This window comes from Streptomyces sp. NPDC059668, from assembly GCF_042734135.1.
Lineage (GTDB): Bacteria > Actinomycetota > Actinomycetes > Streptomycetales > Streptomycetaceae > Streptomyces.
Genome location: NZ_JBHWEL010000083.1, coordinates 18,209 through 38,842, shown reverse-complemented (window position 1 = coordinate 38,842; position 20,634 = coordinate 18,209). Strand labels below are relative to the sequence as shown.

Below are 20,634 nucleotides of genomic sequence, written 5' to 3'. Positions count from 1 at the left end.
CGCAAACACTCGCGGACGCGCGGCGGCGGGCCCCCGCCCCCCCCCCCCCCTACCCCACCATCACGCCGAAGCCGGCGGATACAGCGAACGCGGCAGCTGGGAAGCGGCCGCCGCGTCGAGCAGCCACAGCGTCCGCGAGCGCCCGTGGGCACCCGCCGCCGGAGCCTGTACCTCACCCGCGCCCGACAGGGCGATCGCCGCGGCCTGCGCCTTGTCCTCGCCGGCCGCGAGCAGCCACACCTCGCGGGCCGAGCGGATCGCGGGCAGCGTGAGCGAGATCCGGGTCGGCGGAGGCTTCGGCGCGCCGTGCACACCCACCACCGTCCGCTCCGTCTCGCGCACCGCGGGCAGCTCGGGGAAGAGCGAGGCCACATGGGTGTCCGGACCGACGCCCAGCATCAGGACGTCGAAGGCCGGGACCGCACCGTGGTTCTCCGGCCCGGCGTCCTTCGCCAGTTCGGCGGCGTAGGCCTCGGCCGCCGCGTCGGCGTCCGCGCCGTAAGGGCCGTCGGACGCCGGCATCGGATGCACCCGCGCCGGGTCCAGCGGCACCGAGTCCAGCAGTGCCGCACGGGCCTGGGTGTCATTGCGTTCCGGGTCGCCCGCGGGCAGGAACCGCTCGTCGCCCCACCATAGGTCGAGACGGCCCCAGTCGATGGCGTCCCGGGCGGGTGCGGCCGCGAGCGCCGCGAGGAGCCCGTTGCCGTTGCGGCCGCCCGTGAGGACCACCGAGGCGTAGCCGCGCGAGGCCTGCGCGTCCACGATCTTGGTGATCAGCCGGGCAGCCGCGGCCTGGGCCATCAGCTCCTTGTCGCGGTGCACGACAAGCTGCGGAGTGATCACTTGGAGGCCGCCTTCTTGGCCGGGGCCGGGGCGCCGGTCTTGGCGGCGGCCTTCTTCGCGGGCGCCTTGGCGGCGGCCTTGACCGCCGTCCTGGCCGGAGCCGGGGTCTCGTCCGAGGACTCGCCCGACGAGGTGTTCAGCCGGTCCACCCCGTAGCGCAGCGCCGAGGCGTACGTGTCGTCCGGGTCGAGCCGGCGCAGCTCCTCCGCGATCAGCTCGGAGGTCTCGCGGCGCTTGAGCGCCACGGCACGGTCGGGCTGGCCGTCGATGGACAGCGTGGCCAGGGAGCCGTCGGCACGGTCCAGGACGATCGGGCCGCAGGTGGTCTCCATCCGGACGGCCGTGAGGCCGGGGCCGGACGACTGCGACCGCCTGACCGGGACGTTCAGCCGGTCCGCGAGCCACATGGCGAGCAGCTCGCAGCTCGGGTTGAACTCCTCGCCCTCCACCTCGACCGCGCTCACGTCGCAGACGACCTGGTCCAGGGCCGCGGCCAGCATCGAGCGCCACGGTGTGATGCGGGTCCAGGAGAGGTCGGTGTCCCCGGGCGCGTAGGCGTCGGCGCGGGCGTTGAGCTCCCGTACCGGCGCCTCGGCGGCGTAGGTGTCCGTGACCCGGCGCTGGGCCAGCGCGCCCAGCGGGTCCTTCGCCGGGTCGAGCGGGGAGTTCACCGGCCACCAGACGACGACCGGCGCGTCCGGCAGCAGCAGGGGCAGCACGACCGAGTCGGCGTGGTCGACCACCTCGCCGTACAGCCGCAGCACCACGGTCTCGCCGGTGCCCGCCTCCGCGCCGAGCCGCACCTCGGCGTCGAGGCGCGACTTCGTGCGGTCACGGGGCGAGCGCGAGACCCGCCTGATGACCACGAGGGTGCGCGAGGGGTGCTCGCGGGAGGCCTCGTTGGCGGCCTTCAGGGCGTCGTAGGCGTTCTCCTCGTCGGTGACGATGACGAGGGTCAGGACCATGCCGACCGCGGGGGTGCCGATGGCCCGGCGCCCCTGCACGAGCGCCTTGTTGATCTTGCTGGCAGTGGAGTCGGTGAGGTCTATCTTCATGGGCGACGCCAGCTCCGTCCGTCTCGTTCGAGCATTTCGTCCGCCTCGACGGGGCCCCAGGTGCCCGAGGGGTACTGCGCGGGCTTGCCGTGCTTGTCCCAGTACCGCTCGATCGGGTCGAGGATCTTCCAGGACAGCTCGACCTCCTCGGTGCGCGGGAAGAGGTTCGAGTCGCCGAGCAGCACGTCGAGGATGAGTCGCTCGTACGCCTCCGGGCTGGACTCGGTGAACGACTCGCCGTAGGCGAAGTCCATCGAGACGTCCCGGATCTCCATGGAGGTGCCGGGCACCTTGGAGCCGAAGCGGACCGTGATGCCCTCGTCGGGCTGGACGCGGATGACGATCGCGTTCTGGCCCAGCTCCTCCGTCGCCGTGTGGTCGAAGGGGGAGTGCGGGGCGCGCTGGAAGACGACCGCGATCTCGGTGACACGACGGCCCAGGCGCTTGCCGGTCCTCAGATAGAACGGGACGCCCGCCCAGCGGCGGTTGTCCACCTCCACCTTGATGGCCGCGTACGTGTCGGTCTTCGACTTGGGGTCGATGCCGTCTTCCTGGAGATAGCCGACGGCCTTCTCGCCGCCCTGCCAGCCGGCCGCGTACTGCCCGCGGACGGTGTCGCGGCCCAGGTCCTTCGGGATCCGCACCGCGCCGAGCACCTTGGTCTTCTCGGCGGCGAGCGCGTCCGCGTCGAACGACGCGGGCTCCTCCATGGCCGTCAGGGCCATCAGCTGGAGCAGATGGTTCTGGATGACGTCACGGGCCGCGCCGATGCCGTCGTAGTAACCGGCCCGGCCGCCGATGCCGATGTCCTCGGCCATCGTGATCTGTACGTGGTCGACGAAGGACCGGTTCCAGATCGGCTCGAACATCGTGTTGGCGAAGCGGAGCGCCAGGATGTTCTGGACGGTCTCCTTGCCGAGGTAGTGGTCGATACGGAAGACCTGGTCCGAGGCGAACACCTCGTGCACGATCGCGTTGAGGTCCTCGGCCGACTTCAGGTCGTGGCCGAAGGGCTTCTCGATGACCGCGCGCCGCCAGGAGCCGTTCGACTGGTCGGCCAGGTGATGCTTCTTCAGCTGCTTGATGACCACCGGGAAGGCGGACGGGGGCACGGAGAGGTAGAAGGCGAAGTTGCCGCCCGTCCCCTGTGCCTTGTCCAGCTCCTCGATCGTGGCGCGCAGCCGCTCGAACGCGTCGTCGTCGTCGAAGGTGCCCTGGACGAAGCGCATCCCCTGGATGAGCTGCTGCCAGACCTCCTCGCGGAACTCCGTACGGGCGTGTTCCTTGACGGCGTCGTGGACCTCCTGGGCGAAGTCCTCGTTCTTCCACTCGCGGCGGGCGAAACCGACGAGCGAGAAGCCCGGCGGCAGCAGTCCGCGATTGGCGAGGTCGTACACGGCGGGCATCAGCTTTTTACGTGACAAATCGCCCGTGACGCCGAAGATGACCAGGCCCGACGGCCCCGCGATGCGCGGGAGCCGTCGGTCTGCGGGGTCACGCAGCGGGTTGCTGCTTGACAAGGTTTCAGCCCTCCGAAGGGGCGAGGCGCTGGAGCTCCGCCTCTGTGGACTTGAGCAGGTCGTTCCAGGACACCGCGAACTTCTCGACGCCCTCGTCCTCAAGGAGCTGGACCACGTCGTCGTACGAGATCCCGAGCTTCTCGACCGCGTCGAGTTCGGCACGGGACTGCTCGTAGGTACCGGCGATCGTGTTGCCGGTGATCCGGCCGTGGTCCTCGGTGGCCTGCAGGGTGGCCTCCGGCATGGTGTTCACCGTGTTCGGCGCCACCAGGTCGTCGACGTACAGGGTGTCCTTGTACGCCGGGTCCTTCACGCCGGTCGACGCCCACAGCGGGCGCTGCTTGTTCGCCTGCGCCTTGTCGAGGGCGGCCCAGCGCTCCGAGGAGAAGACCTCCTCGTACGCCTGGTAGGCGAGCCGGGCGTTGGCCAGAGCGGCCTTGCCGCGCGCGGCCTTGGCCTCGGGGGTGCCCAGGGCGTCGAGCCGCTTGTCGATCTCGGTGTCCACCCGGGACACGAAGAAGGACGCCACCGAGTGGATCTTGGAGAGGTCCAGGCCGGCGGCCTTCGCCTTCTCCAGCCCGGCCAGGTAGGCGTCCATGACCTCGCGGTAGCGCTCCAGCGAGAAGATCAGCGTGACGTTGACGCTGATGCCCTTGCCGATGACCTCGGTGATCGCGGGCAGGCCCGCCTTGGTCGCCGGGATCTTGATCAGCGTGTTGGGGCGGTCCACCAGCCAGGCCAACTGCTTGGCCTCGGCGACGGTCGCGGTGGTGTTGTGGGCCAGCCGCGGGTCGACCTCGATGGAGACCCGGCCGTCCTGGCCCTGCGTCGCGTCGAAGACCGGGCGCAGGATGTCGGCGGCGTCACGGACGTCCACCGTCGTGATCATGCGGATGGCCTCTTCGACCGTGACCTTGCGGGCGGCGAGGTCGGTGAGCTGCTGCTCGTAACCGTCGCCGCTGCTGATCGCCTTCTGGAAGATCGACGGGTTGGTGGTGACGCCCACGACGTGCTGCTGGTCGATCAGTTCGGCGAGGTTGCCGGACGTGATCCGCTTGCGCGACAGGTCGTCCAGCCAGATCGCGACGCCTTCCTCGGAGAGGCGCTTGAGTGCGTCTGTCATGGAAAATGCATCTCCTACGTGTCGTATGTCAGCGTCAGAGCTGGGCTGCGGCGATCGATTCCCGGGCGGCGGCGGCGACGTTCTCGGCAGTGAAGCCGTACTCGCGGAAGAGCACCTTGCCGTCGGCCGAAGCACCGAAGTGCTCCAGCGAAACAATGCGCCCGGCGTCTCCGACGAACCGGTGCCAGGTGAGACCGATACCGGCCTCGACCGAGACCCGCGCCCGCACCGACGGCGGCAGCACGCTCTCCCGGTAGGCCTGGTCCTGCTCGTCGAACCATTCCACGCACGGCATGGAGACGACCCGCGTCGGCACGCCCTCGGCCTGGAGCCGCTCGCGCGCCTCGACGGCCACGTGCACCTCGGAACCGGTGGCGATGAGGATGACCTCGGGCTCGCCGCCCTCCGCCTCGAACAGGACGTAGCCGCCCTTCGCGGCGTTCTCGTCGCGGTCGTACGTCGGCACGCCCTGCCGGGTCAGCGCCAGGCCGTGCGGGGCGCCCTCGCCGAACACCTTGGTGTAGCGCTTGAGGATCTCGCGCCAGGCGATCGCCGTCTCGTTGGCGTCCGCGGGACGGACGACGTTGAGGCCGGGGATGGCGCGCAGCGAGGCGATGTGCTCGACCGGCTGGTGCGTCGGACCGTCCTCTCCGAGGCCGATCGAGTCGTGCGTCCAGACGTAGGTGACCGGCAGGTGCATCAGCGCGGACAGCCGCACCGAGTTGCGCATGTAGTCGGAGAACGTCAGGAAGGTGCCGCCGTAGACGCGCGTGTTGCCGTGCAGCGTGATGCCGTTCATCTCCGCGGCCATGGAGTGCTCACGGATACCGAAGTGGATCGTTCGCCCGTACGGGTTCGCGCCCGGCAGCGGGTTGTCGGCCGGCAGGAACGAGGAGTTCTTGTCGATCGTCGTGTTGTTCGAGCCCGCGAGGTCGGCGGAGCCGCCCCACAGCTCGGGGATGACCGCGCCGAGCGCCTGGAGCACCTTGCCGGACGCGGCGCGGGTCGCGATGCCCTTGCCGGTCTCGAACGCGGGGAGCTTCTCCTCCCAGCCCTCGGGCAGCTCGCACGCGGCGATGCGGTCGAACTCGGCCGCACGCGCGGGCTGGGCGGCACGCCACTCCTGGTAGCCCTTCTCCCACTCGGCCCGCTGCTCACGGCCCCGGTCGAGTGCCTGACGGGTGTGGGCGAGGACCTCGTCGGCCACGGCAAAGGACTGCTCCGGGTCGAAGCCCAGTACCCGCTTGGTCGCCGCCACCTCGTCGTCGCCCAGCGCCGAGCCGTGCGCGGCCTCGGTGTTCTGCGCGTTCGGGGCGGGCCAGGCGATGATCGACCGCATCGCGATGAACGACGGCTTGTCGGTCACCAGCTTGGCGGCCTGGATCGCGTTGTAGATGGCGTGCGGGTCGAGGTCGCCGTCCGGCTTCGGGGCCACCCGCTGCACATGCCAGCCGTAGGCCTCGTACCGCTTGACGGTGTCCTCGGAGACCGCCGTCTCCGTGTCGCCCTCGATCGAGATGTGGTTGTCGTCCCACAGCAGGATCAGGTTGCCGAGCTCCTGGTGCCCGGCCATGGACGACGCCTCCGCGGAGATGCCCTCCTGCAGACAGCCGTCACCGGCGATGCAGTAGATGAAGTGGTCGAAGGGGGACTCGCCCTGCGGCGCGTCCGGGTCGAACAGACCACGCTCGTAGCGGGAGGCCATCGCGAAGCCCACCGCGTTGGCGACACCCTGTCCCAGCGGACCCGTCGTGGTCTCCACGCCGGGGGTGTGCCCGTACTCGGGGTGGCCGGGAGTGCGCGAGCCCCAGGTGCGGAAGGACTCCAGGTCGTCCAGCTCCAGGCCGAACCCGGCCAGGTAGAGCTGGGTGTAGAGGGTCAGTGACGAATGGCCCGCGGACAGCACGAAGCGGTCGCGTCCGGTCCAGTCGGGATCCGCCGGGTCGTGCCGCATCACCTTCTGGAAGAGGGTGTAGGCGGCAGGTGCCAGACTCATCGCCGTACCGGGATGGCCGTTGCCGACCTTCTGTACGGCATCGGCGGCCAGGACGCGGGCGGTGTCGACGGCCCGCTGGTCCAACTCGGTCCACTCGAGGTCTGTGGTGGTCGGCTTGGTGCTCACCCTGGGTCAGGGCTCCTCTCCACATGTCACGCATGTCGAATGCCGGTGCACTGGGCGCCCACCGGCCGTTGTCGAGCCTACCCCCGTAGGTACCTGCGTTTTTTCGAGTCATTCCAGACTGCCGGGACTCGGCGGAATCCGCCTCCCGACTGGTCCGTTCCGTCTTCGGCAACTGAATACGGAGCCGCTCGAAAGAGTGCTCAATCGAGCTCCCCGGCGCCCGTTGCGGGGGCCCCGCCGAGGCGCCGCCCCGGGCGCCCCCAACACGACCCCACCCCCGCGAAGGCCGGGGTCTGGGCAACGTCTACAGTGGCGTGGTACGCGCGAGCCTTTACGGGGAGTTCACACCCGGGGGCTTGCTGGGATGTTCTCTGTCAGGGGTGTGCGTGACGGCCGTCGAATCCCGTCCAGCGGGGGTGCTCGGGACGAGCAGCAGCCCGAGCCACCGGCCGTTCGGGGCCCGTGTGAAGGCGTTCGTGGCGCTCACCAAGCCACGAATCATCGAACTGCTCCTGATCACCACCGTTCCGGTGATGTTCCTGGCCCAGCAGGGTGTACCGGACCTCAAGCTGGTCCTGCTCACCTGCCTCGGCGGCTATCTGTCCGCGGGCGGCGCCAACGCGCTCAACATGTACATCGACCGTGACATCGACGCCCTGATGGAGCGGACCTCGCAGCGTCCGCTGGTCACCGGCATGGTCAGCCCCCGTGAGTGCCTGGCCTTCGGCATCACGCTGGCGGTCGTCTCCACACTTCTGTTCGGACTGGCCGTCAACTGGCTGTCCGCGTGGCTGTCACTCGGAGCGCTCCTCTTCTACGTCGTCGTCTACACGATGCTCCTCAAGCGCCGTACGTCCCAGAACATCGTCTGGGGCGGCATCGCGGGCTGCCTCCCGGTCCTCATCGGCTGGTCGTCCGTCACCAACTCCATGTCGTGGGCGCCCGTCATCCTCTTCCTCGTCATGTTCTTCTGGACGCCGCCGCACTACTGGCCGCTGTCCATGAAGGTCAGGGACGACTACGCGCGCGTGGGCGTGCCGATGCTTCCGGTCGTCGCCTCGAACAAGGTGGTCGCCCGCCAGATCGTCATCTACAGCTGGGTGATGGTCGCGGTCTCGCTACTGCTCACCCCGCTCGGCTACACGGGCTGGTTCTACACGGCGGTCGCGCTGGGAGCCGGCGGGTTCTGGCTGTGGGAGGCGCACGGTCTGCAGAACCGCGCCAAGGCCGAGGTGACGGGCGGGAAGCTCAAGGAGATGCGGCTGTTCCACTGGTCGATCACCTATGTGTCGATCCTCTTCGTGGCCGTCGCGGTGGACCCCTTCCTCCGTTAGGTCGTGTCCGCCGACGGGCGGGGCGCGTGGTCAAGGCCACGCACCCCGCCCGTCGCCGTTCGATCTACCCGTCGGTAGCATCCTGGCCATGGCAGACACCGAGCAGACTGACGAGACCACCGGCACCCCCCGGGACACCGGCGCCGAGCGCAAGGCGGCCAGGCTCGCCCGGCAGATCCGCGCCTTCGCCGACGCGCACGGCGGGGCCGAGGGCCAGGTGGCGTACATCGGGGAGCGCGGCGCGCGCGTCGTGCTCGTCGGCGAGGACGGCGAATGGGGCGATCTGGTGGCGCCGAGCTACGCGATCGCCGAGGACGCCGTGAAGAAGGCCGGGATCACTGTTCACGAAGAGTTCGACGGGGAGTTCGCCGCGAAGGTGCGGACCGGGCCGTACGAGTGGAAGCGGATGGCGGGCATCCAGCTGGGCGGCCCGCGCAACGACTGACCCGTACGGGTGGTTCACCGCGGGCGCGACCACACCCGATCGGCCGAGGGGGTCCACGGGGTCCGCGCTCCCGGCCGGCTCCCTGAGCGGCACCGGCGGCCCACCGGCCCCGCGGCCGGTCCGGTGCCGCCCACGGCCGAGGAACCCCACGAACGGTGGAGCGACGCTCCCGGAACACGGGCGACCAACACCTGACGCCCGGCTCACCCGTTAGGACCTGAGGAAGAACGGTCCAGTCGCGCGGGGGAGTCCGGATGATCGAAACGCCGTCCCTGGTGGACCAGTACTGTCACGGGGTGCTGAGGACGGAGCTGGGCCTCGGCACCTTCGAGGCCCACCTCGCCAGAACCGAGGGGCCCCCGGCCCCCGGCACCACCCTCTTCGACACCCAGACCGGCTTCGCGGTACGCCGCTGGTGTCCGCCCCTGCTGGGCCTGGAGCCGCACTGCCCGCCCGCCCGCTATCTCGCCCGGCGGCGCGAACTCGGCGTCCTCGAAGCGGGCCGCAGACTGCTGCGCGGCAGCGGTGTCACCACTTTCCTCGTCGACACGGGGCTGCCCGGCGACCTCACCGGGCCGGGCGAGATGGCCTCCACCGGCGCCGCCGACGCCCATGAGATCGTCCGCCTGGAGCTCCTGGCGGAACAGGTCGCGGACACCTCCGGCACCGTCGAGTCCTTCCTCGCCAACCTCGCCGAGTCGGTCCACGGAGCCGCCGCGAACGCCGTCGCCTTCACCTCCGTCGCGGGCGGACGGCACGGCCTCGCGCTCGCCCCCGAACCGCCCGGGCCGGGCGAGGTTCGGGGCGCGGCGGGACGGTGGCTCGCGGACCGCCGGGTCGGCGGGGCGCTCAGCGACCCCGTCCTGCTGCGCCACCTGCTGTGGATCGCGGTCGCCTCGGGACTGCCGCTCCAGCTCCACGCGGGCCTCGGTGAACCAGGCCTGCGGATCGACCGCACCGACCCCGTCCTGCTCACCGACTTCGCGCGCGCCACGGCCGGTCTCGGCACCGACCTCGTGCTGCTGCACGGCTACCCGTACCACCGGCACGCGGCCCACCTCGCCGGGGTCTTCCCGCACGTGTACGCCGACCTGGGCGCCGCGCTGGTGCGCACCGGCGCCCGGGCCGCGGCCGTCCTCGCCGAGATCCTGGAACTGGCCCCCTTCGGCAAGCTCCTCTTCTCCAGCGGAGCACACGGCCTGCCCGAACTCCATGTGGTCGGCGCACGTCTCTTCCGCGAGGCGCTCACCCGGGTGCTCGGCACCTGGGTCGCGGAGGGGGCCTGGTCGCCGGCGGACGCGCAGCGGGTGGCGGGGTTGATCGCCGCGGGGAACGCACGCCGGGTGTACGGGGTGCGGTGAGAGTGTCCGGGGTGAGGTGAGCCGGGTGCCCGAGGTGAGGTGAGCCGGGTGCCCGGGTGCGGTGAAAGAAAGGGGCCCTAAGAACGGCTCACGCGCGCGTGAGCGCCGATTCCGCGGCCGGCCCCGGCAGGTCCGCCACCACGGCGGGCCGCTCGCGCAGCGACAGCAGCACGCGCAGAACGCCGATCCACACCAGGCAGGAGCCGAACATGTGCAGGCCGACCAGAGCCTCGGGAAGGTCCGTGAAGTACTGGACGTAGCCGATGACACCCTGGCCGAGCAGGATCAGGAACAGGTCGCGGGTGCGGTCCAGCGGACCCCTGGGGGCGTCGACCGCCTTGAGGACGAACCACAGGGCGAAGGTCAGCGTGACCACGATCCAGGCCAGCACGGCGTGCAGCTTGGCGACGTTCTCCCAGCTCACGTGCATACGGTCGACCTCGCTCGAGTCGCCCGCGTGCGGACCCGCGCCGGTGACCACCGTGCCGACGGCGATCAGCACCACGGTCGCCACGACCAGACACCACACGAGCTGCTGCACCGCCTTGCCGACCAGCGGGCGGGGCTCGCCGGAGCCCTCCCGGGTGCGCTGCCACATCACCGCCGCGACGGTGATGAGCGCGGTCGAGAGCAGGAAGTGCGCGGCGACCGTGTACGGGTTGAGGCCGACCAGGACGACGACGCCGCCGAGGATCGCGTTGCTCATGACGATCCAGAACTGCGCCCAGCCGAGCCGGGTGAGATCGCGCCGCCAGGGCTTCTCGGACCGTGCGGCGATGATCGCCCAGCCGACCGCGGCGCACAGCACGTAGGTGAGCATGCGGTTGGTGAACTCGATGACCCCGTGGAAGCCCATCGCGCTCGTCGTGGTGAGCGAGTCGTCGGTGCACTTGGGCCAGGTCGGGCAGCCGAGCCCGGAACCGGTCAGCCGCACCGCCCCGCCGGTGACCACGATGACCACGGACATGACCAGCGCCGCGAGGGCGGCGCGGCGGACCGTCCGTGCGGTCGGGGTCCAGCGTTCGGCGATGAGGGCGAGCGGGTTGCGCGCGAGGGCTACGGCGTCGGCTCGGGTCACGTTCGGCACGCGCACCATCGTAGGCGGCCGCTTGTGCACGCCTTCACGAGGGCCCCGGGACACCCCGCGCGCCGCTGCCCGCGGACCCCGCGGCGGGCCGCGGAAGTCTCCCGCGGCCCGGCACCGGCTTGCTCCCAGCGCCCTCTAACCACCAGCACCGGCTTGCTTCCCGCACCGGCTCACTCCCAGCGGAAGAACCGTCCCGCGGTCGCCAGACCCACGACCGCCCAGACCGCCAGGATGCCCAGGTCGCCCCACGGCACACCCGCACCGTGCTGGAGGACGTCCCGCAGGCCGTCCGAGAGTGCCGAGATCGGCAGCAGCCCCAGCACGTCCTGGACACCGGCGGGGAACTTGTCCAGGGGGACGACGACCCCGCCGCCCACCAGCAGCAGCAGGAAGACCAGGTTCGCGGCGGCCAGGGTCGCCTCCGCCTTCAGCGTCCCCGCCATGAGCAGGCCCAGGCCCGAGAACGCGGCCGTGCCGAGGACCAGCAGGAGCAGGACGGCCGCCGGGTTGCCGTGCGGTGACCAGCCCAGCGCGAAGGCGATCACCGTCAGCAGGACGACCTGGAGGACCTCCGTGACCAGCACGGACACCGTCTTCGCGGTCATCAGGCCCCAGCGGGGGAGCGGGGAGGCGGCGAGCCGCTTCAGCACCCCGTAGCGCCGCTCGAAGCCCGTGGCGATGGCCTGGCCGGTGAAGGCCGTCGACATCACCGCGAGCGCCAGGATGCCGGGGGTGAGGAAGTCGACCGCCTCGCCCTTGCCGGTGTCGACGATGTCCACCGAGCCGAACAGGACCAGCAGCAGGGCCGGGATGACGACCGTGAGGAGGAGCTGCTCGCCGTTGCGCAGCAGCATCCTCGTCTCCAGCGCCGCCTGCGCGCCGATCATGCGGGGCAGCGGGGCAGCCCCCGGGCTCGGGGTGTAGGTGCCGGCGGTGGTCACGAACGCAGCTCCTTGCCGGTCAGTTCCAGAAACACGTCTTCGAGGGTGTGCCGTTCGACGGAGATCTTCTCCGGCATCACCCCGTGCTGGGCGCACCAGGAGGTGACGGTGGCCAGCAGCTGCGGATCGACCTTCCCGCCCACCCGGTAGGAGCCGGGAGTCAGCTCGGCCGCCGTGGAGTCCGCCGGGAGGGCCTTCAGCAGCGAGCCGACGTCGAGGCCGGGGCGGCCGCTGAACCGCAGGGTGTTCTCGGCGCCGCCGCGGCACAGCTCCTCCGGCGAGCCCTGGGCGATGACCCGGCCGGCGTCGATGATCGCGACGTCGTCGGCGAGCTGCTCGGCCTCGTCCATGTGGTGCGTGGTGAGGATGACCGAGACCCCGTCGGCGCGCAGGTCGCGGACCAGGTCCCAGGTGGCCCGGCGGGCCTGCGGGTCGAGGCCGGCGGTCGGTTCGTCGAGGAAGACCAGCTCCGGGCGGCCGACCACGGCCATCGCGAGCGCGAGGCGCTGCTGCTGGCCGCCGGACAGCCGCCGGTAGGTCGTACGGCCGCAGCTGTCGAGGCCCAGCCGCGCTATGAGCGCGTCCACGTCCAGGGGACGGGCGTGCAGCTTCGCCACGTGCCGGAGCATCTCGTCGGCGCGTGCTCCGCTGTAGACCCCGCCGGACTGGAGCATCACGCCGATACGGGTGTGCAGCTCGCCGGACTGTCTCACCGGGTCGAGGCCCAGGACGCGCACCGTGCCGGAATCCGGCCTCCGGTACCCCTCGCAGGTCTCGACCGTGGTCGTCTTGCCCGCGCCGTTGGGACCCAGTACGGCGGTGATGCCCGCCCTGGCCACCAGGTCGAGGCCGTCCACCGCGGTCTTCGTGCCGTACCGCTTCACCAGGGCCTGGACCTGGACCACGGGCTCGCTTCGCATGAGGAGCAAGTCTAGGGACGTCTCCGCGGCCCGCGGGCGCCGGGGGCCGCATCGGGACCGGGCGCACCGGGGCGGTGCAGCGCGAGCCAGCGCTCCGCGTACGCCACCGCGTCGGCGACCGGGAACAGGCGTACGTCGGCCGCGCCCACCCGCCCGCGTACGACGGGGCGGTCCCGCTCGAAGTCGGAGCCCAGCTGGTCGAAGCGGTCGGAGTCGATCGCGACCTCCGTGACCACCTCCCACCGGGTGGCTCCCCGCGCCGTGCGCACCGGGCGTCCGACCTCGACGAGTGGCGCCGGTATGCGGTACTCGGCGAGGTGGAAGCTGGTGCACGTGTCGTAGCCCGCGCCGAGCAGGAGCACCCGGGCGCCGAGGGCCTCCAGCCGGGCCAGCGGGCTGCGCTCGCCCAGCCGGCAGTCCGGGGCGTGGCCCTCGACGATCCCGGCCGCACGCGGGCCGACGGCCGCGAAGGAGGTCTGCGGGTGCGCGCTGCGCAGGGCGCCGGGCCAGGTACGGACGGTCTCCGGGATCACGCCGAGCCCGCGGCTGGGGGTGACGAGGGGGTCGTAGGCGGGCATCGTCGCCCGAATGGTCGACCACCACTCCTCGGGCACCGGCGGGCGGCTCCACAGGGCCGGGTCGGACAGGTCGCCGGACTGCGTGGGGACCACCAGCGTGCCCTCGGGGCCGAGCACGTCGAGCAGGCCCTGGACGACCGCGACCGGTCCGCCGTTGACCCATCCGAGGGACCGGAGCGAGGAGTGCACGAGGAGCGTCTCACCGGGGCGGACACCGAGGGCGCGAAGCTCCGTGGCGAGGGTGCCCCGGGTGACGAGTGGGCCGGTGGGAGGGGGTGTCGACATGCTTCGCGAGTCTCCCCGAGACCCGGTCCCGATGCCACCGAATTGATCGATCAAAGATCGTTTCCGCAGGTCAGCTTAGGCATGCCTAAGTGACGCAGCGCACCGTCCGCCTCGTGGGACGCGGGTTGTCAGGCCCTGAGGAATTACGCAACAATGGCGTTGTGAAAAACGTTGGCGAGGCTCGGGAGACCCCCGCGGGGGCCCCGCAGGAGGAACTCGCGACCGGTGAGCGGTCCACCCGCAACCGTGTCGCGCGGTCCATCCTGGACCACGGCCCGTCGACGGTGGCCGACCTCGCGGGACGGCTGGGGCTGACCCAGGCCGCCGTGCGCCGACACCTCGACGCGCTCGTCGCCGACGGCGTCGTGGAAGCACGCGAGCAGCGGGTCTACGGCGCGCGCACGCGCGGCCGTCCCGCCAAGGTGTTCGCCCTGACCGACTGCGGCCGGGACGCCTTCGACCAGTCCTACGACACGCTCGCCGCGGACGCCCTGCGGTGGATCGCTGAGCGCGAGGGCGGGGACGAGGCGATCGTGGCCTTCGCCCGCGCCCGGATCGCCGCCCAGGCGGACGCGTACCGTGAGGTCATCGAGTCCGCGGCCCCCGAGGGGCGCACGGAAGCCCTGGCCAAGGCCCTGAGCGCGGACGGGTACGCTGCTACGGCGCGTAGCGCACCGGTCGGCGAGCAGCTCTGCCAGCACCACTGCCCGGTCGCGCATGTCGCCGAGCAGTTCCCGCAGCTGTGCGAGGCGGAGACCGAGTTCTTCTCCCAGCTGCTCGGCACACATGTCCAGCGACTGGCCACCATCGCCCACGGCGACGGTGTGTGCACGACGTTCATCCCCAAGATTTCCAAGTCCGATCAGCGCGATCCCAACGCATCTGCAAGCACCGCCGGGAGGAACCCCGCATGACGCTCCCCATCGAGGAGACTGCCCACCCCGAGCTCGAGGGTCTGGGTACGTACGAATACGGCTGGGCCGACTCCGACGTGGCCGGTGCCTCTGCCAAGCGCGGCATCAACGAGGACGTCGTCCGCGACATCTCGGCCAAGAAGAACGAGCCGGAGTGGATGACCAAGCTCCGCCTCAAGGGCCTGCGCCTGTTCGAGAAGAAGCCCATGCCGAACTGGGGCTCGGACCTGTCGGGCATCGACTTCGACAACATCAAGTACTTCGTGCGCTCCACGGAGAAGCAGGCGGAGTCCTGGGAGGACCTGCCCGAGGACATCAAGAACACGTACGACAAGCTCGGCATCCCGGAGGCGGAGAAGCAGCGCCTCGTCGCGGGTGTCGCGGCCCAGTACGAGTCCGAGGTCGTCTACCACCAGATCCGCGAGGACCTGGAGGAGCAGGGCGTCATCTTCCTGGACACCGACACCGCGCTCAAGCAGCACCCGGAGCTCTTCAAGGAGTACTTCGGCACGGTCATCCCGGTCGGCGACAACAAGTTCGCGTCGCTGAACACCGCGGTGTGGTCCGGCGGCTCCTTCATCTACGTGCCGAAGGGCGTGCACGTCGAGATCCCGCTCCAGGCCTACTTCCGTATCAACACGGAGAACATGGGCCAGTTCGAGCGGACGCTGATCATCGTCGACGAGGACGCCTACGTCCACTACGTCGAGGGCTGTACGGCGCCGATCTACAAGTCGGACTCCCTGCACTCCGCGGTCGTCGAGATCATCGTGAAGAAGGGCGCCCGCTGCCGTTACACGACCATCCAGAACTGGTCGAACAACGTCTACAACCTGGTCACCAAGCGCGCCGTGGCGTACGAGGGCGCGACCATGGAGTGGATCGACGGCAACATCGGCTCCAAGGTCACCATGAAGTACCCGGCCGTCTACCTGATGGGCGAGCACGCCAAGGGCGAGACCCTGTCCATCGCCTTCGCGGGCGAGGGCCAGCACCAGGACGCCGGCTCCAAGATGGTCCACATGGCGCCGAACACCTCGTCGAACATCGTCTCCAAGTCGGTGGCGCGCGGCGGTGGCCGTACGTCGTACCGCGGTCTCGTCGAGATCGGCGAGGGCGCCCACGGCTCGAAGTCCAACGTGCTGTGCGACGCGCTGCTCGTCGACACGATCTCCCGCTCCGACACGTACCCGTACGTGGACGTCCGCGAGGACGACGTGTCCATGGGCCACGAGGCGACGGTCTCCAAGGTCTCCGAGGACCAGCTCTTCTACCTGATGAGCCGCGGCCTGACCGAGTTCGAGGCGATGGCGATGATCGTGCGCGGCTTCGTCGAGCCGATCGCCAAGGAACTGCCGATGGAGTACGCCCTCGAACTCAACCGGCTGATCGAGCTGCAGATGGAAGGCGCGGTCGGCTAAGCACCGCCTTCCGAAACAGCTGGTGGCCCGCCTCTTCCGGCGGGCCCAGGATCTCCACCGACGCAGGAAAGAGAGCAGACCGACAGCCATGGCCGAGGCTCAGAACTCCCCCACCCTCAACTCCGTTCGGGCGGGGGGACCCCCACCGCTGGGTTCCACCACCGCCGGGCAGATCGCGGTGGCCGCCGAGTCGACCGTCGCCACCCGCATGAGCGCCCCCCCGTCCTTCGACGTGGCGGACTTCCCGGTCCCGCACGGTCGCGAGGAGGAATGGCGCTTCACCCCGCTGGAGCGCCTGCGCGGGCTCCACGACGGCACCGCGGTCGCCACCGGTGACGGCGTGAAGGTCGACATCGACGCGCCCGAGGGCGTCCTCGTGGAGACCGTCGGCCGCGACGACGCCCGGCTGGGCGCGGCGGGCACCCCGGTCGACCGCGTCGCCGCCCAGGCGTACTCGGCGTTCGAGAAGGCCGGTGTCGTCACCGTCCCCAAGGAGACGGTGCTCACCGAGCCGATCCGCATCGCCGTGCACGGCGAGGGCGGGGTCGCCTACGGCCACCAGGTCGTCGAGCTCGGAGCCTTCGCCGAGGCCGTCGTCGTCATCGACCACACGGGCGACGCGGTGCTCGCCGCCAACGTCGACTTCGTGCTGGGCGACGGAGCCAAGCTCACCGTCGTCTCCGTCCAGGACTGGGACGACAGCGCCGTGCACGTGGGCCAGCACAACGCCCTCATCGGCCGGGACGCCACCTTCAAGTCGTTCGTGGTCACCTTCGGCGGCGACGTCGTACGCCTGCACCCCCGGGTCACCTACGCCGGCACCGGCGGCGAGGCCGAGCTGTTCGGCCTGTACTTCACGGACGCCGGCCAGCACCAGGAGCACCGCCTCCTGGTGGACCACAACACCCCGCACTGCAAGTCCAACGTCATGTACAAGGGCGCGCTCCAGGGCGACGGCGCCCACGCGGTGTGGATCGGCGACGTCCTCATCGAGGCCAAGGCCGAGGGCACGGACACCTACGAGATGAACCGCAACCTGGTTCTGACCGACGGCGCCCGGGTCGACTCCGTGCCGAACCTGGAGATCGAGACGGGCGAGATCGTCGGCGCCGGTCACGCCTCCGCCACCGGCCGCTTCGACGACGAGCAGCTCTTCTACCTGATGGCCCGCGGTATTCCGGCCGACGAGGCCCGTCGGCTGGTCGTCCGCGGCTTCTTCGCCGGACTGGTCCAGCAGATCGGCGTCGACGACATCGAAGAGCGGCTTCTCGTGAAGATCGACGAGGAGCTGGAGGCGTCGCTCTGATGACGGCCTCGACGACGTTCGTACGCGCCTGTGGGCTGAGCGAGCTGGAGGAGGACACCCCGAAGCGGGTGGAACTCGACGGCACGCCGGTCTCGGTCGTGAAGACCGAGGGGGAGGTGTTCGCGATCAACGACATCTGCTCGCACGCGAACGTCTCGCTCTCCGAGGGCGAGGTGGAGGACTGTCAGATCGAGTGCTGGCTGCACGGCTCCGCGTTCGACCTCCGTACCGGCAAACCGTCCGGCCTGCCCGCGACGCGCCCCGTCCCCGTTTACCCCGTAAAGATCGAAGGGGACGACGTGCTCGTCTCCCTCTCCCAGGAGTCCTGAGGAACCCATGGCTACGCTTGAAATCCACGACCTGCACGTCACCGTCGAGGCCGACAACGCCACGAAGGAGATCCTCAAGGGCGTCGACCTCACCGTCCGGCAGGGCGAGACACACGCCATCATGGGCCCCAACGGCTCGGGCAAGTCGACCCTCGCCTACTCCCTCGCCGGCCACCCGAAGTACACGATCACCGGTGGCACCGTGACCCTCGACGGCGAGGACGTCCTGGAGATGTCCGTCGACGAGCGCGCCCGCGCGGGCCTCTTCCTGGCGATGCAGTACCCAGTCGAGATCCCCGGTGTCTCCGTCTCCAACTTCCTGCGCACCTCCGCCACCGCCGTCCGCGGCGAGGCCCCCAAGCTGCGTACGTGGGTGAAGGAGGTCAAGGAGACCATGGAGCGTCTCTCCATGGACCCCGCCTTCGCCGAGCGCAACGTGAACGAGGGCTTCTCCGGCGGTGAGAAGAAGCGCCACGAGATCCTTCAGCTGGAGCTTCTCAAGCCGAAGATCGCGGTCCTCGACGAGACCGACTCCGGCCTGGACGTCGACGCCCTGCGCGTCGTCTCCGAGGGCGTGAACCGGGTCCGCGAGACCGGCGAGGTGGGCACCCTGCTCATCACGCACTACACGCGCATCCTGCGCTACATCAAGCCTGACTTCGTCCACGTCTTCTCCGCCGGCCGGATCGTCGAGTCCGGCGGTGCCGAGCTTGCCGACAAGCTGGAGAACGAGGGGTACGAGGCGTACGCGAAGCACGACGAAGTCGACACGAAGGGTGGCGTATCAGCGTGACGCAGCTGCCGGGCCTCCTCGACACCGAGGCGATCCGCAAGGACTTCCCCATCCTGGACCGACAGGTCCACGACGGCCGGAAGCTCGTGTACCTGGACAACGCGGCGACCTCGCAGAAGCCGCGCCAGGTGCTGGACGCCCTCAGTGGTTACTACGAGCAGTACAACGCCAACGTCCACCGCGGTGTGCATGTGCTCGCCGAGGAGGCCACGGCGCTGTACGAGGGCGCGCGCGACAAGGTCGCCGCGTTCATCAACGCGCCGAGCCGCGACGAGGTGATCTTCACCAAGAACGCCTCCGAGTCGCTCAACCTCGTGGCCAACATGCTCGGCTGGGCCGACGAGCCCTACCGGGTCGACCACGAGACCGAGATCGTCATCACGGAGATGGAGCACCACTCCAACATCGTGCCGTGGCAGCTGCTGGCGCAGCGCACGGGCGCGAAGCTGAAGTGGTTCGGCCTGACCGACGACGGCCGTCTCGACCTGTCGAACATCGACGAGATCATCACCGAGAAGACGAAGATCGTCTCCTTCGTGCTGGTGTCGAACATCCTGGGCACCGTGAACCCGGTCGAGGCGATAGTGCGCCGCGCCCAGGAGGTCGGCGCGCTGGTCTGCATCGACGCCTCCCAGGCCGCTCCGCACATGCCGCTGGACGTTCAGGCCCTCCAGGCCGACTTCGTGGCCTTCACCGGCCACAAGATGTGCGGCCCGACGGGCATCGGCGTCCTCTGGGGCCGCCAGGAGCTCCTGGAGGACCTGCCCCCGTTCCTGGGCGGCGGCGAGATGATCGAGACGGTGTCGATGCACTCGTCGACGTACGCCCCGGCGCCCCACAAGTTCGAGGCGGGCACCCCGCCGATCGCCCAGGCGATCGGTCTCGGCGCGGCGATCGACTACCTGAACTCGATCGGCATGGACAGGATCCTCGCCCACGAGCACGCGCTCACCGAGTACGCGGTGAAGCGGCTCACCGAGGTCCCCGACCTGCGGATCATCGGCCCGACCACGGCCGAGGACCGCGGCGCGGCGATCTCGTTCACACTGGGTGACATCCACCCGCACGACGTGGGCCAGGTACTGGACGAGCAGGGCATCGCGGTCCGGGTCGGACACCACTGCGCGCGCCCGGTCTGCCTGCGGTACGGAATTCCTGCGACCACGCGAGCGTCGTTCTACCTGTACTCCACGCCGGCCGAGATCGACGCTCTGGTCGACGGCCTGGAGCACGTCCGGAACTTCTTCGGCTGAGGGGCTGGCTGGATCGTGAAGCTGGATTCGATGTACCAGGAAGTCATCCTGGACCACTACAAGCACCCGCATGGGCGGGGCTTGCGGGATGGCGACGCCGAGGTGCACCACGTCAACCCGACGTGCGGCGACGAGATCACGCTGCGCGTGAAGTACGACGGCGAGCAGATCGCGGACATCTCGTACGAGGGACAGGGCTGCTCCATCAGCCAGGCCTCGGCGTCCGTGCTCAACGACCTGCTCGTCGGCAAGGACGTGTCCGAGGCGCAGAAGATCCAGGAGACGTTCCTGGAGCTGATGCAGTCCAAGGGCCGTACCGAGCCGGACGACGCGATGGAGGAGGTGCTGGAGGACGCGGTCGCGTTCGCCGGTGTCTCCAAGTACCCGGCCCGGGTCAAGTGCGCCCTCCTCAGCTGGATGGCGTGGAAGGACGCGACCGCCCAGGCTCTGGGTGAGAGCGCCGAGAGGAAGACGGCATGAGCGAGAACGAGACCCTGACGACGAAGCCGGCCTCGGAGGAAGAACTCCGTGAGGCGCTGTACGACGTCGTCGACCCCGAGCTGGGCATCGACGTCGTCAACCTCGGCCTGATCTACGGCATCCACATCGACGACGCGAACATCGCGACGATCGACATGACCCTGACGTCCGCGGCCTGCCCGCTCACCGACGTCATCGAGGACCAGGCCAAGTCCGCCACGGACGGCATCGTCAACGAACTGCGCATCAACTGGGTGTGGATGCCGCCGTGGGGCCCGGACAAGATCACGGACGACGGGCGCGAGCAGCTGCGGGCGCTCGGCTTCAACGTCTGACCGGTCGCCCGCGCGGCGTCTGATCGGTCGTCCATCGCGTGGCGTCCGATCGGACGCCCACCCCGCGGTCTCACCTGCGTGGGGGGCCCGGCGGGGGCCCGGGGGGGCCCGCCGGGGCCGCCCCCGCCGCCCCCCGCGCCGCCCCCCCCGCGGCCCGGCGCGCGCGCGGGCGCGCGCCCCGGCGCGCCC

At 70.3% G+C, this 20,634-nt stretch carries 20 protein-coding genes; 11 read left to right on the top strand and 9 right to left on the bottom strand.

What is annotated here, in order from left to right; genetic code table 11:
* Positions 1-60 precede the first annotated feature (60 nt).
* Genes pgl through tkt form a run of 5 tightly spaced genes read right to left on the bottom strand, consistent with a single transcriptional unit; the run spans position 61 to position 6,663 of the window.
* The gene (gene pgl, locus ACFV2J_RS36430; protein WP_385093671.1) at positions 61-843 is read right to left on the bottom strand and encodes a 6-phosphogluconolactonase; all 783 of its coding nucleotides are present in this window, start codon (positions 841-843) and stop codon (positions 61-63) included.
* Positions 840-1,898, bottom strand: coding sequence for a glucose-6-phosphate dehydrogenase assembly protein OpcA (gene opcA, locus ACFV2J_RS36425; RefSeq protein WP_385093668.1), 1,059 nt, complete (start codon positions 1,896-1,898; stop codon positions 840-842). Before opcA ends, pgl begins: the two co-directional genes overlap by 4 nt.
* Complete coding sequence (gene zwf, locus ACFV2J_RS36420; protein WP_385093665.1) at positions 1,895-3,418, bottom strand: glucose-6-phosphate dehydrogenase; 1,524 nt, start codon at positions 3,416-3,418, stop codon at positions 1,895-1,897. Before zwf ends, opcA begins: the two co-directional genes overlap by 4 nt.
* Positions 3,419-3,422: 4 nt before the next feature.
* Positions 3,423-4,541, bottom strand: a complete 1,119-nt coding sequence (tal, locus tag ACFV2J_RS36415) for a transaldolase (protein ID WP_385093663.1) — start codon at positions 4,539-4,541, stop codon at positions 3,423-3,425.
* Between the two features lie 34 nt (positions 4,542-4,575).
* The gene (tkt, locus tag ACFV2J_RS36410; RefSeq protein WP_385093660.1) at positions 4,576-6,663 is read right to left on the bottom strand and encodes a transketolase; all 2,088 of its coding nucleotides are present in this window, start codon (positions 6,661-6,663) and stop codon (positions 4,576-4,578) included.
* Between the two features lie 380 nt (positions 6,664-7,043).
* Here tkt and ACFV2J_RS36405 point away from each other — a divergent pair, with 380 nt between their 5' ends.
* The 3 genes from ACFV2J_RS36405 (at position 7,044) to ACFV2J_RS36395 (ending at position 9,803) form a co-directional block, all read left to right on the top strand.
* The gene (locus ACFV2J_RS36405; RefSeq protein WP_385093657.1) at positions 7,044-7,997 is read left to right on the top strand and encodes a heme o synthase; all 954 of its coding nucleotides are present in this window, start codon (positions 7,044-7,046) and stop codon (positions 7,995-7,997) included.
* A gap of 88 nt (positions 7,998-8,085) precedes the next feature.
* Positions 8,086-8,442, top strand: coding sequence for a hypothetical protein (locus ACFV2J_RS36400; protein WP_385098425.1), 357 nt, complete (start codon positions 8,086-8,088; stop codon positions 8,440-8,442).
* A gap of 254 nt (positions 8,443-8,696) precedes the next feature.
* Positions 8,697-9,803 carry an amidohydrolase family protein gene (locus tag ACFV2J_RS36395; protein ID WP_385442734.1) on the top strand — a complete coding sequence of 369 codons (1,107 nt, stop codon included), beginning with the start codon at positions 8,697-8,699 and terminating at the stop codon, positions 9,801-9,803.
* Between the two features lie 88 nt (positions 9,804-9,891).
* Here ACFV2J_RS36395 and ACFV2J_RS36390 read toward each other — a convergent pair whose 3' ends face one another.
* The 4 genes from ACFV2J_RS36390 to ACFV2J_RS36375 all read right to left on the bottom strand — a co-directional run bounded on the left by ACFV2J_RS36390 (position 9,892) and on the right by ACFV2J_RS36375 (position 13,614).
* Positions 9,892-10,899 carry a heme A synthase gene (locus tag ACFV2J_RS36390; protein ID WP_385084684.1) on the bottom strand — a complete coding sequence of 336 codons (1,008 nt, stop codon included), beginning with the start codon at positions 10,897-10,899 and terminating at the stop codon, positions 9,892-9,894.
* A gap of 161 nt (positions 10,900-11,060) precedes the next feature.
* Positions 11,061-11,777, bottom strand: a complete 717-nt coding sequence (locus tag ACFV2J_RS36385; protein ID WP_385084688.1) for an ABC transporter permease — start codon at positions 11,775-11,777, stop codon at positions 11,061-11,063.
* Between the two features lie 50 nt (positions 11,778-11,827).
* On the bottom strand, positions 11,828-12,751 hold the full coding sequence (locus ACFV2J_RS36380; RefSeq protein WP_385084682.1) for an ABC transporter ATP-binding protein: 924 nt from the start codon (positions 12,749-12,751) through the stop codon (positions 11,828-11,830).
* Between the two features lie 11 nt (positions 12,752-12,762).
* On the bottom strand, positions 12,763-13,614 hold the full coding sequence (locus tag ACFV2J_RS36375) for an aminoglycoside N(3)-acetyltransferase (RefSeq protein ID WP_385084680.1): 852 nt from the start codon (positions 13,612-13,614) through the stop codon (positions 12,763-12,765).
* A gap of 161 nt (positions 13,615-13,775) precedes the next feature.
* Between ACFV2J_RS36375 and ACFV2J_RS36370 the strand changes: the two genes are divergently transcribed.
* From ACFV2J_RS36370 to ACFV2J_RS36335, 8 genes are all read left to right on the top strand, one after another.
* Positions 13,776-14,528, top strand: coding sequence for a helix-turn-helix transcriptional regulator (locus ACFV2J_RS36370; protein ID WP_385084678.1), 753 nt, complete (start codon positions 13,776-13,778; stop codon positions 14,526-14,528).
* Positions 14,525-15,949, top strand: coding sequence for a Fe-S cluster assembly protein SufB (sufB, locus tag ACFV2J_RS36365; protein WP_385084676.1), 1,425 nt, complete (start codon positions 14,525-14,527; stop codon positions 15,947-15,949). The genes ACFV2J_RS36370 and sufB overlap by 4 nt, the downstream gene beginning before the upstream one ends.
* An 88-nt stretch (positions 15,950-16,037) precedes the next feature.
* Positions 16,038-17,255 (top strand): Fe-S cluster assembly protein SufD, encoded by a 1,218-nt coding sequence (gene sufD / locus ACFV2J_RS36360; protein ID WP_385084674.1) that lies wholly within the window; start codon positions 16,038-16,040, stop codon positions 17,253-17,255.
* The gene (locus ACFV2J_RS36355; RefSeq protein ID WP_168527544.1) at positions 17,255-17,584 is read left to right on the top strand and encodes a bifunctional 3-phenylpropionate/cinnamic acid dioxygenase ferredoxin subunit; all 330 of its coding nucleotides are present in this window, start codon (positions 17,255-17,257) and stop codon (positions 17,582-17,584) included. The genes sufD and ACFV2J_RS36355 overlap by 1 nt, the downstream gene beginning before the upstream one ends.
* Positions 17,585-17,591: 7 nt before the next feature.
* Positions 17,592-18,377: a Fe-S cluster assembly ATPase SufC gene (gene sufC / locus ACFV2J_RS36350; protein ID WP_385084672.1), complete on the top strand. Its 786-nt coding sequence runs from the start codon at positions 17,592-17,594 to the stop codon at positions 18,375-18,377.
* A complete protein-coding gene (locus ACFV2J_RS36345; protein WP_385084670.1) occupies positions 18,374-19,630 on the top strand; it encodes a cysteine desulfurase in 1,257 nt (418 codons plus the stop codon). Before sufC ends, ACFV2J_RS36345 begins: the two co-directional genes overlap by 4 nt.
* Positions 19,631-19,645: 15 nt before the next feature.
* A complete protein-coding gene (gene sufU / locus ACFV2J_RS36340; RefSeq protein WP_266698300.1) occupies positions 19,646-20,110 on the top strand; it encodes a Fe-S cluster assembly sulfur transfer protein SufU in 465 nt (154 codons plus the stop codon).
* Positions 20,107-20,445, top strand: coding sequence for a metal-sulfur cluster assembly factor (locus ACFV2J_RS36335; RefSeq protein ID WP_101405825.1), 339 nt, complete (start codon positions 20,107-20,109; stop codon positions 20,443-20,445). The genes sufU and ACFV2J_RS36335 overlap by 4 nt, the downstream gene beginning before the upstream one ends.
* The last annotated feature ends 189 nt before the right edge of the window (positions 20,446-20,634 follow it).